This is a genomic window from Streptomyces sp. NPDC058289, from assembly GCF_042880975.1.
Lineage (GTDB): Bacteria > Actinomycetota > Actinomycetes > Streptomycetales > Streptomycetaceae > Streptomyces > Streptomyces stoeckheimensis.
This window is the reverse complement of record NZ_JBHVYI010000161.1, coordinates 1-10,132: the sequence shown is the minus strand read 5'-3', so window position 1 is coordinate 10,132 and position 10,132 is coordinate 1. Positions and strand designations below refer to the sequence as shown.

Genomic DNA, 10,132 nt, shown 5'->3' with positions numbered 1-10,132 from the left:
GCCCCAGACCCCGGTCCTCAAGCGCCGGACGGCTGAATTGGCTGCGCCCGGCTCGCCTCGAGCCCCGCCCCGGTTCTCAAGCGCCGGACGGCTGAATTGGTTGCGCCCGGCTCGCCTCGAGTCCCGCCCCGGTTCTCAAGCGCCGGACGGCTGAATTGGCTGTGCCCGGCTCGCCTCGAGTCCCGCCCCGGTTCTCGAGTGCCCAACGGCTGAAAGGGACGGACATGGCTCCGGGGCCGCCCGGGGGCGGCCCCGGAGGGGTGGGGCGGGGTGGGTTAGAGGTACGGGCCCGAGCGGACCGCGCCGTGGGGGCCGTCCTCGTCGTCCTCGTGGGAGGAGCCGGGCGGGAGGGCGCGGCGCATCTGTTCCAGCTGGGCCCGCGCCGCCATCTGCTGCGCGAACAGGGCCGTCTGGATGCCGTGGAACAGACCTTCCAGCCAGCCCACCAACTGGGCCTGGGCGATCCGCAGTTCCGCCTCGGACGGGATCGCCTCCTCCGTGAAGGGAAGGGAGAGCCGCTCCAGTTCCTCCACCAGCTCGGGAGCCAGGCCGTCTTCCAGCTCCTTCACCGACGCTGCATGAATGTCCTTGAGACGGACCCGGCTGGCCTCGTCCAGAGGTGCGGCGCGTACCTCTTCCAGGAGTTGCTTGATCATGCTGCCGATCCGCATGACCTTGGCGGGCTGTTCGACCATCTCCGTCACCGGGACCTCGCGCGACTCGTCATCGGCGCCGCCGACCGGCATCCCGTCCTGCCCCACGATCAGGCCGTGCGGGGGGCTGTCCTGCGACCGTTCACTCCTCGGCATCTCCATGCCGTCATTCTCTCGCACACCTTCGTACTCACACGGTGTGCCCCCGCACGGGCGTGATCCACCCTGTGCGGGGGCACCAACCGGTACCGGAAACGTCAGACCTCGCGGCGGGCCAGTGCTCCGCTCGAACGGGTGACCAGGGCCGCCAGCAGCGCCGCGCCCACCGGGACGACGATCAGCAGGCCGCCCAGCGTGGCCCACGGCACCGAGATCGGGATGTACGGAATGGCCTCGGAGGCGGCCGAGTAGCCGTTCTCGATGCCGTGCCGGACCAGATCGGCCGCGGCCCGCCGCTCGGTGAGCCGGAGCCCGACCGCGGGCAGGATCCCGGCGGCCGATCCGAGGACCACGCCCATCAGGGCGACCACCCCGCACTGGAAGCCGCTGAGCGTGCGCCGCACCCGCGGCGGTGCACCGACGGCGGCCAGGGTCTTCAGGTCGCCCTCGGCGTCCGCCTGGGCCAGGCCGGTGGCGATGCCGGCCGCGCCGATGGTGACCAGGCCCGCGAAGACGGTCAGGACGAGCATGACGAGGCTGTCGCCGCCCTCGTAGCCCTTCTCGATCTTCAGGTTCGTGTCCATGCCCAGTTTGTCGAGGGCCCCTGCGAGCCGCTGGCGCTGCTCGGAGCTCGCGCCACCGTCGAGGGTGAAGTACGAGCCGAAGGGGACGGAGGCGATCCCGGCGCTCTTCGCGGCCGCGGGCGGCAGCACCAGCTCCACGCCGTAGCCCTTCACCGATTCGGGTAGCTGGTACGCGGCGAAGACCTTGTCCTGGCCGGCTCCCGGCTCATCGGGGGCGGATCCGGGGGCGGGCTCGCCCCGGCCCATGATCAGCCGGACGGTGACCTTGTCGGCGAGCACGTTCTGCTTCTTGAAGGAGACGGCCTTGCCCGCCTTCAGTGCGGCCACCGCGCCCGGGTCCTCGACGGCCAGGACGGACAGCAGCTTCTCGTCGGCGACGACCAGGGAGTTCTGGACCCCGAAGTGGTCGTACTGGCACCGCCAGTCGTTGCGCAGCTCCTTCCGTTGGGCCAGGGTGAACGAACTCGGCCCGTTCTCGGCCCCGTAGAGCGGGCAGCGCTGCGCCTTCGGGATGATGATCTCGGCCCGCCCGCACTCCGGGCTGTCGCCGTACGGGGTGCAGCCCGGCTTGCCGACGACGGGCCGCTCCACGTCGGCCCGTACGGCCACCGGGAGTTCCTTCGTCAGGGTCTCGCGCATCGCGGGTACGTCCCGGTACGCCGTGAACTCGTTGGTCTCGATCAGCCCGGTGCCGAAGGGCAGGCTGGCGACGTACTCGTGCCGCGCCTGGATCTCCTTGCTGTGCTGGTACGTGGCCACGGCGACGGTGCCGGCGACGGCGGCCAGTACGGCGGCCACGGCCGGCGCCGTACGTCCCCGGTTGCGGACGGCGTCGCGCAGCGCGAGGCGGGGCGACAGCGGCAGCCACCGGCCGGCCCGGCCGAACAGGCCGACCAGGGTGGGGGTGAGGGCGACGACGCCGAGCTCGGCGATGGCGCTGCCGCCCGCGACGACGGTGGCGCCCATTTTGGAGACGGTGCCGAACAGGGCGATGGCGGCCCCGCCCGCGATGGCGAGCAGGCCGAGGACGGGCAGCACCCGGTTGGCCCGGCGCACGCCGCGGCGGCCGGTGAGGGAGGCCAGCACGGTCTGCCGGGAGGCGTTGACGGCCGGGACGATCGCGGCCAGCAGCCCGGTCAGGATGGCGAGCAGGCCGATGGCGAGGAGCTCCAGCGGGCGGACGTCGAAGCTGCCGAACCGCTTGCCGATCGTCCCCTCCAGCACCGGGCGGAGCCCGACGGTGAGGGCGATGCCGAGGGCGGTGCCGCTGACGGCCGCCGCGGCGCCGATGACGAGGCCGCCGGAGAGCACGATGGCCCGGATGTGCCGCCGGTCACCGCCGTTGGCGCCGACCAGGCCGAGCTGGCGGCGCGAGCGCCGGGCGCCGACCGCGAAGGCGGGTCCGGCCAGCAGGCAGATCTCCAGCATGGCGAGGCCGACGACGGTGGAGACGATCGCGAGTTCGGTGGGTCCGATCATGGATCCGGGCCGCCAGGCGTCCCTGGGCTGCTCGGTGTAGAGCGGCACCTCGGAGTCGGCCGGCGGGTTCAGCAGCACGGCGCGGGACTCGACGAGGAGGTGCTGCTTGGCGTTGGTCTCCTTGACCATGTTCCACGTGAAACCTTCGCCGCCGACCTTCACCAGGTACTCGTCCTGGGCGTGCACTCCCGTGCCGCCGGCGGCCTTCAGGTCCCGGTCGAGCGGGGCCAGCAGGGTCCCGGGCGGGGCGAGGAGCTGCGCCGACTTCAGGGCGTCGGGCAGCTCGTAGACACCGACGATCTTGTACGAGGTCTTCGACTCGCGCGGGGTCACGCTGGAGCCGAGGAAGTACCCGGACTCCTCCAGGAACGCGCCGGTGGCGAGGATCTCGCCCGCCGCCTGCGGCAGCCGGCCGCGCTCCAGCGTCCACAGGCCCTTGACCAGCGGGCTCGCCGGGTCCACCTCGCGCAGCTCGGTGTCCAGGATCCCGTACCGGGTGCGGACCTTGGCGTAGGAAATGCTGTCCTTGACGGATTGGGATCCGGCCGGGAGCTGGGGCGCGGCGGTGACCTGGTCCGGGCCGCCGGCGCTCGGCTGGTAGTCGTCGTATCCGCCGACGGGGGCGTAGCTCTGGGCGTCGGGGGCCTGGTAGATGGGCGTGCCCATGTGCGGGTCGCGCACCTTGGCGTCGGCGGCGCCGAGCACCCGTACGGCGCGCTGCTCGGGGGAGAGCTCCGAGCTGCGCACGGTGAGGTCGACGGCGCTCACGCCGACGATCGGCAGGGCGATCATGGCCAGGACGAGGGCACTGCGGCCCTTGGAGCGCCAGGCGTCGCGGCGGGCTATTCGGATCGCCGCGATCCAGGAGTGGTACGCGGAGATCACTGAGCGGCCGCCTGCCCGGAGAGCAGGGAGTCGGCCTGGCTGCGCAGGGTCTCGTCGACGACGCTGCCGTCGCGCAGGAACACCACGCGGTCGGCCCACGCGGCGAAGCGCGGCTCGTGGGTGACCAGGATGCCGGCCGCGCCGGCGTCGCAGCGCGAGCGCAGCAGGGCGAGTACGGACTCCCCGGTCTCGGAGTCCAGGGCGCCGGTCGGCTCGTCGGCGAGGACCAGGCGGCGGTCGCCGACCAGCGCGCGGGCGATGGCCACGCGCTGCTGCTGGCCGCCGGACATCTCGTCGGGGAAGCGGTCGGCGAGCTGTCCGAGGTTCATCTCCTCCAGGGCCGCGAGCGCGGAGACCCGGGCCTTGCGGGCGGAGACGCCGTCGAGTTCGAGCGGCAGGGAGACGTTCTCCGCGGCGGTGAGCGCCGGGATCAGGTTGTAGTCCTGGAAGACGTATCCGATGCTGCGGCGGCGCAGGGCGGCCAGCTGCTTGCGGCTCGCGGTGGTGATGTCGGTGCCCTCGACGATCACCCTGCCGCGGCTCGGGGTGTCGAGTCCGCCGGCGAGGGTCAGCAGCGTGGACTTGCCGGACCCGGAGGGGCCCATGACGGCGACGAGTTCGCCGGGGTACACGGAGAGGTTGATCCCGCGCAGGGCGTGCACCTCGGTGGCGCCGCTGCCGTGGGTGCGGACGAGTTGGTCCAGTTGCAGTACGGGCTGGTCGGGCATGAAGGGTTCCCCCCTGGGGCGTGGAGCGGTGGTTCAGTCCCGCCGCGTGCGGGCGGTACGGGAAAGGGACCGGTCGGTGGTCGTGGGCGTGGTCGGGGCGGTGGGGGCCTGGCCGGTCCCGGAGGGTTCGGCGGGGCGGTGGCCCGCGCCGTGGCCCTCGGGCGGTTCGGCCTCGGCCGGCGCGCGCTCCCCGCGCGCGGACAGCCGTACGAGCCGGGACTCGCAGTGGTCGAGCCAGCGGGCCTCGGCCTCGGTCTGGAAGATCAGCTGTTCCAGGACCAGCAGCCAGGCGATGTCGTCGCGCTCGCCGGAGCGCCCGCTCTCGATGGCGGCGAGCGCCTGGGCCTTGAGCCGGGTGTAGTCCTGCATGGCCTGGACGGTGGCGTGCCGCTGGGCCTGGATGACCGCGCGGATGTCCACGCCGGGTGCGCCCACGGCCATGGCGAGCTTGATGGCGAGCTCGTCCCTGGGCGGGTTGGCCCGGTCGACGGGACGCTCGTACCACGCGCGCAGTTCGTGGCGTCCGATCTCGGTGATGGCGTACAGGGTGTGCCCGGCGGTGTCCGCGCCGCCGGGTTCGACGAGGCCGTCGCGCTCCAGACGGGCGAGCGTGGTGTACACCTGCCCGACGTTGAGCGGCCAGGTGGAACCGGTGCGGGACTCGAATTCGGTGCGGAGCTGAGACCCGTACCTAGGGCCCCGTTCCAGCAGGGCGAGAAGGCCGTGGCGGATCGACATACTCAGTATGTATACCGAGTATGTACCTTCCCGCAACCATCCTGGGGCCTACATCCCAAGGGGGACCCGGGGGTCGGGGCGGGGGCTACATGCCCCGGCGCAGCCGCATTCCCATGAACCCGAGACCCAGTCCCATCAGGGCGAATCCCGTTCCGAGCGGCAGTATGTGCGCGGCCAGATCGGCGGCCCGCTCGTTCGGCTCGGTGCCGAGCGCGCCGACCATCGGGTTCGCCGGAGGGGCGGAGGGGGTCGCGGGAACCCGCGGGACCGGCTCGGTGCGCGGGCGTGCCGGGACGGGGCGCGCGGCGAGCACGGTCTCGGGATTGGCGGGCTCGCCCACCGGCCGCCCGGGGCGTTCCCGCCCGGCCCCGGCGGAGCTTCCGGCGAGATCCTCGAAGGCCCGGTCCGCCACGTCGGCCGCGGGCGCGGGGTCGTTGGACGACACGGCGACGGGGGTGCCGACGGAAGCGGCGACGGGGGTGCCGACGGAAGCGGTGACGAGGGTGCCGACGGAAGCGGCGGAGGGGATGAAGACGGAAGCGGCGAGGGGGGTGAAGGCGGACGCCGGTGCCGGGGCCGCGGCCTGCGCAGGCGCCGTGATCAGCAGCGCGGCGGTTGCCATCGCTGCCCCGGCGGTCCAGCGCAGCGCGCGGGCGTAGGTCACGGACTCAGATTTACATAACCGGACAAAACCGGCATCCCGTACGGGCCGTTCGGGATGCCGGCCCGTTTTAGAAGCGCGGGTTCTTCACGGAAGCGGAACCGCACAGGCTCCGGTAGCCGGCGTCGTCGAACGCCGCGGCCTCTACGCCGACCCGGTCGATCCCGCGCTTGTCCTGGAGGGTGGTCTCCCAGGTCTGGCTCTTGCCGGCCCCGCGCTTGTTGAAGCGCCAGTGCCAGTCGTGCGAGCCGCCGTGGTGGTCCAGCGTGTAGAGCTGGACCCCCGCGACGCGGGCGTCGTCCGAGGTGTCCACGGACGTGAGCTTGACGTGGACCAGGGTGGAGCGGTTCAGCCACGTCCAGTCGGCGCTGCCGTAGGCGCCGGTGGTCTCGCAGCTGGACGAGGCCCCGGCGGCGGCCGCGGGCGAGACGGCGAGCGCGCCGACCGCCAGCGTCGCGGCGGCGCCGGTGAGGAGACGTACGAGGTTGCGTGCGCGGTTGCGTGCGGGGTGGTGCAACAGGACTCCCGAGGTGCGGCGGGTGTGACCTGCGCGTATGTATCAGAATCGGCGCCCGGCGGGCCAACTCGCTTCACTCTTGCGGGGCGTACCCCCGGGGTGTGCCCGGGGGCCTGCTCCTACTCCGGGTCGCCGGTAGAGATCCACAGGGTGAAGGTGGTGTTCTTCGGGTCGATCTCGTCGCCGCCCGCGGGCTGCTGTTCCACGACGGTCCCCTCGCCGTAGACCGCCTCGTCCCTCGGCTTCGGGTCGTACTTCCAGCCGCCGGCCCGGATGCAGGACTTCACCGAGACCTCGTTCATGTACCGGAAGTCCGGTGCCACCACCTTGGTGGCGTCGGTGCCCTTCCGGGGCTCCTTGCACTTGGACTCCTCGATCGTCCGCGTGAGGTCCGGACCCTTGTGCCCGGTCTTCGCCGATGCGGACGCCGAAGTGGAGGAGCCCGGGGTCGACGGCCCGGCCTTGTCCTTGTCGCCGTCACCGCCCAGGTTGAGCACGGCGATCAGCCCGCCGATGGCCACCAGCGCCACCACGATGGCTCCCACCACGACCTGGTTGTTCTTCTTCTTGCCGGCCCCGCCCGAGGCCGGGCCGTGACCGCTCTGCCCGCCCTGCGGCGAGATCGTGTACGGCGGCGGGGTCGCGGCCGAGTACGGCGCCGGGGTCGGGGCCTGCTGGTGCAGCGGCTGGTGCTGCTGCGGGTACCCGTACGCCCCGGACTGCGGCCCCGGAGGCGGCGTCGGCGCGTACGCGGACGGCACCGGGGTGTGCGGCGCCTGGTACGGCTGCTGCAGCGAGTGCGGGGGTGCCTGCAGGGCGGAGTCCACCGGCGGGAACACGGCCGAGCCGAGGCCGGCGCCGCTGTTCGTCGGGTGCGCGCCCGGGACGATGACCGGGGCCCCGGTGTGCCCGGCGCCCGCCACCCGCGCGACCTCGTCGAGCATGGCGGCGGCGGTGGGAAAACGCTCGTTCGGGTTCTTCTTCAGGGCCCGCGCCACCAGCGCGTCCATCGCCGGGGTGACCGAGCGGTTGATGGAGGAGGGCGCGACCGGCTCCTCCTGGACGTGCGCGTACGCCATGCCCAGGGCCGAGTCGGCGACGAAGGGGACGCGCCCGGTCAGCAGCTCGAAGAGCATGATGCCCACCGAGTACAGGTCGGAGCGGGCGTCCACGGCCCGTCCGAGCGCCTGCTCGGGGGAGAGGTACTGCGGGGTGCCGACGACCATGCCGGTCTGCGTCATCGAGGTGACCCCCGACTGCATGGCGCGCGCGATGCCGAAGTCCATGACCTTGACCACTCCGCGCCGCGTCATCATGACGTTGCCCGGCTTGATGTCGCGGTGGACCAGCCCCATTTCGTGGCTGCTCTCCAGAGCCGCCAGCACGTCGGCCGTCACCTTCAGCGCCTTGTCGGCCGGCATGGCCCCGTACTGCCTGATGTCGCCGTCCAGGACGGAGCCGAGCGGCTGCCCCTCGACGTACTCCATGACGATGTACGGCATGACCGCGCCGTCGGCCATCGACGGGTTCGCGAAGGAGACGACGCCCTCACCGGTGTCGAAGACCGAGACGATGTTGGTGTGCGACAGTTTCGCTACAGCCTGGGCCTCGCGGCGGAAGCGTTCGCGGAAGGACTGTTCGCGGCCGAGCTCGCTGTGCAGGGTCTTGATGGCGACCTGGCGGTCGAGCGCGGAGTCGTAGGCGAGGTACACGGAGGCCATGCCTCCCTCGCCGAGCAAGTCCCTCAGCTGGTAACGGCCACCGGCCAAAGAGCCGCCCGCGTACTGGCCCTGAGTGCCGTCCTGGCTCATGACTGTTGCTTCCCCTCGGGATTGTCCCTACGCCTCTGGCTGAGCGCATGTCGGGCCCAGTCTGCCGGAGGGCAAGCACACGTCAAGCCAGGTTCCCGTTCCGTGACCACAAGGCCACAAGGGGTCCACAGGCGGTCCGTGGCGTCTACCGCGGGCGTCCTTGTCCGAACGGTGACCGGTTGCGAGGCTGTAGCGTTCGTCGGAGCACACGATGAGGCCTACCGCTGAGCGGCGGCCGAGACAGACGACGGTGAGGACTGATGGCACCCGAACCCGAGGGAAGCGGCGCCGGGATGGCAGAGGGTCCTGAGCACTGGGGCGCGGGCGGCCTGGTGGGTGACGGCCGTTACCGGCTGACCCACCGTCTGGGCCGGGGCGGCATGGCCGAGGTCTTCGCCGCGGAGGACGTCCGGCTGGGCCGGACCGTCGCCGTCAAGCTGTTGCGCCCGGACCTGGCCGAGGACCCGGTGTCCAAGGCCCGCTTCACGCGCGAGGCGCAGTCGGTCGCCGGCCTCAACCACCATGCCGTGGTCGCCGTGTACGACTCGGGCGAGGACCGGGTCGGCCCGAACGTCGTCCCCTACATCGTCATGGAACTGGTCGAGGGCCGCACCATCCGCGACCTGCTGATCAGCGCCGAGGCCCCGGGCCCCGACCAGGCGCTGATCATCACCTCCGGCGTGCTCGAAGCGCTCGCGTACTCGCACCAGCACGGCATCGTGCACCGTGACATCAAGCCCGCCAACGTGATCATCACGGACACCGGCGCGGTCAAGGTGATGGACTTCGGCATCGCGCGCGCCCTGCACGGCGCGCAGTCGACGATGACCCAGACCGGCATGGTCATGGGCACGCCGCAGTACCTCTCGCCCGAACAGGCCCTCGGCAAGGCCGTGGACCACCGCTCCGACCTGTACGCGACGGGCTGCCTGCTCTACGAACTGCTCTCGCTGCGTCCCCCGTTCACCGGGGAGACCCCGCTGTCGGTGGTCTACCAGCACGTGCAGGACGCGCCGATCCCGCCCTCGCAGCTGCCGGAGGGCGGCCAGATCCCGCAGGAGCTCGACGGGCTCGTCATGCGCTCCCTCGCGAAGGACCCGGACGACCGGTTCCAGAGCGCCGAGGAGATGCGCGGGCTGGTCCAGTACGCCCTGCAGATGTTGCACGACCAGGGGGCCAACACCGGCACCTGGAACACCGGCCCGGTCACCATGGCGCTGCCGCACGGGCGCGGCCCGGCGCAGACCACCGCGATGGCGACGCCCGGCCAGGGTCAGCCGCAGTACGGCTCGCACTCCTCGACCTCGCAGTTCCAGCAGCCGATGGTGCCGCCGCTGAACCCGGACGACGGCTCCGCCTACCCCGGCGGGGGCGGCAACGGCAACGGCCACGGCCAGGGCGGGAACGGCGGCTACGACGGTTACGACGACCGCTCCGGCGGCGGCCGCTGGAAGATGGTGCTGTTCGCCCTCCTCGCGGTCCTCGCGGTCGCGGGCGGCGTGGCGTACGCGGTCCACAGCTTCGGCGGTGACAAGAAGGATCCCGGCACGAGCACGAGCTCGCCGGTGAGCTCCCCGCCCCCCTCGGGGAATTCGGAGCAGAGCAGCCCGGCGCCGGAGACGTCCTTCTCCGAGTCGACGCCGTCGAAGTCGTACTCGCCGGGCCCGAGCCGCAGCAAGTCCTCCTCGCCGAGCTACTCGTACTCGCCGTCGTACTCCCCGTCGTCCACGCCGACCCCGACGCCGACGCCCACGCCGACGCCGACGCCCACGCCGAAGCCGACGCCCACGCCGACGCCGTCCCCGTCGAAGACGCCCGACCCCGATGGGGACGGCGCGAACCAGTAGGGGCCCCGCGTCCCCTCGGGCGGTGGCCCTGCGTCATGACGAACGGCCCGGCGCCCCTCTCACCGAGAGG

8 protein-coding genes are annotated in these 10,132 nt (G+C 72.3%); 1 reads left to right on the top strand and 7 read right to left on the bottom strand.

Features of this window, described 5'->3' with window-relative positions:
• Positions 1-275 precede the first annotated feature (275 nt).
• From ACFVX6_RS39730 to ACFVX6_RS39700, 7 genes are all read right to left on the bottom strand, one after another.
• The gene (locus ACFVX6_RS39730) at positions 276-815 is read right to left on the bottom strand and encodes a bacterial proteasome activator family protein (RefSeq protein ID WP_112446705.1); all 540 of its coding nucleotides are present in this window, start codon (positions 813-815) and stop codon (positions 276-278) included.
• Positions 816-910: 95 nt separating this feature from the next.
• On the bottom strand, positions 911-3,760 hold the full coding sequence (locus tag ACFVX6_RS39725; RefSeq protein WP_389699459.1) for an FtsX-like permease family protein: 2,850 nt from the start codon (positions 3,758-3,760) through the stop codon (positions 911-913).
• Positions 3,757-4,488 carry an ABC transporter ATP-binding protein gene (locus ACFVX6_RS39720; RefSeq protein WP_389699458.1) on the bottom strand — a complete coding sequence of 244 codons (732 nt, stop codon included), beginning with the start codon at positions 4,486-4,488 and terminating at the stop codon, positions 3,757-3,759. The genes ACFVX6_RS39725 and ACFVX6_RS39720 overlap by 4 nt, the downstream gene beginning before the upstream one ends.
• 33 nt (positions 4,489-4,521) lie before the next feature.
• Positions 4,522-5,226 (bottom strand): PadR family transcriptional regulator, encoded by a 705-nt coding sequence (locus tag ACFVX6_RS39715; protein ID WP_389699457.1) that lies wholly within the window; start codon positions 5,224-5,226, stop codon positions 4,522-4,524.
• Between the two features lie 85 nt (positions 5,227-5,311).
• A complete protein-coding gene (locus ACFVX6_RS39710) occupies positions 5,312-5,890 on the bottom strand; it encodes a hypothetical protein (RefSeq protein WP_389699456.1) in 579 nt (192 codons plus the stop codon).
• A gap of 67 nt (positions 5,891-5,957) precedes the next feature.
• On the bottom strand, positions 5,958-6,404 hold the full coding sequence (locus ACFVX6_RS39705; protein ID WP_389699455.1) for a hypothetical protein: 447 nt from the start codon (positions 6,402-6,404) through the stop codon (positions 5,958-5,960).
• A 119-nt stretch (positions 6,405-6,523) separates the two neighbouring features.
• Positions 6,524-8,215, bottom strand: coding sequence for a protein kinase (locus ACFVX6_RS39700; RefSeq protein ID WP_389699454.1), 1,692 nt, complete (start codon positions 8,213-8,215; stop codon positions 6,524-6,526).
• Between the two features lie 293 nt (positions 8,216-8,508).
• Here ACFVX6_RS39700 and ACFVX6_RS39695 point away from each other — a divergent pair, with 293 nt between their 5' ends.
• Positions 8,509-10,062 carry a protein kinase gene (locus ACFVX6_RS39695; RefSeq protein ID WP_389699453.1) on the top strand — a complete coding sequence of 518 codons (1,554 nt, stop codon included), beginning with the start codon at positions 8,509-8,511 and terminating at the stop codon, positions 10,060-10,062.
• Positions 10,063-10,132 lie beyond the last annotated feature (70 nt).